Source organism: Thermosynechococcus sp., assembly GCF_046299635.1.
Taxonomy (GTDB): domain Bacteria; phylum Cyanobacteriota; class Cyanobacteriia; order Thermosynechococcales; family Thermosynechococcaceae; genus Thermosynechococcus.
In genome coordinates, this window is record NZ_JBKBHV010000063.1 from 1 (window position 1) to 891 (window position 891).

Annotated in this window: 1 tRNA gene and 1 rRNA gene; both read right to left on the reverse strand. The window is 49.2% G+C overall.

Features of this window, described 5'->3' with window-relative positions:
- Positions 1-251: 251 nt before the first annotated feature.
- A tRNA-Ile gene (locus ACK4IR_RS12330) sits at positions 252-328 on the reverse strand.
- A gap of 206 nt (positions 329-534) precedes the next feature.
- Positions 535-891, reverse strand: a 16S ribosomal RNA gene (locus ACK4IR_RS12335); the annotation flags it as partial.

An 891-nucleotide genomic window follows, 5' to 3' on the forward strand; every position in this document is an offset into this window, starting at 1 on the left:
GCAGGCGCTCTCCCAGCTGAGCTATAACCCCATCTTATAGCTTCGCATTTTAACCTTATGCGTCGCCTTGGTTCGTCATTCACTCAGTCATGTACCTGATGTACACTCCTTTGCTCATTCCTCAGTCGGCTCGCCTAAGCTTAAACTTCTCGCTCTAAGTCTTCTCTGGTAATTTCGTGCCAGGCAAGGCATTTTGAAGCGAAGTGTACTTAGGTACACGAGCTTTAAAATAACGCCGCATGGTGCGAAATTGGTTGGTCTGAGTAGACTCGAACTACCGACCTCACCCTTATCAGGGGTGCGCTCTAACCACCTGAGCTACAGACCAATTTTAACTGGTCTGTTTTCCTTATTGCTTCGCTGCTCACTCACTTATTCGGTCATGTACTACTTGTACACTCCCTCATTCGCTCGCTCTGCGGCTCGCACTAAGCAAAACATCCTGCGTTAAACTCACATTTAACGTTAAAACCGTTTGCTCTATCTCATGCAATCAATTATCTGTGTGAACACTTATGAATCGTTCTATATAGGTAAGGAGGTGATCCAACCGCAGGTTCCCCTACGGCTACCTTGTTACGACTTCACCCCAGTCATGAATCACAAAGTGGTAAGCGCCCTCCCGAAGGTTAAGCTACCTACTTCTTTTGCAACCCACTCCCATGGTGTGACGGGCGGTGTGTACAAGACCCGGGAACGTATTCACCGCGACATTCTGATTCACGATTACTAGCGATTCCGACTTCACGCAGTCGAGTTGCAGACTGCGATCCGGACTACGACTGGCTTTATGGGATTGGCTCCCCCTCGCGGGTTGGCAACCCTTTGTACCAGCCATTGTATGACGTGTGTAGCCCCACCTATAAGGGCCATGAGGACTTGACGTCATCC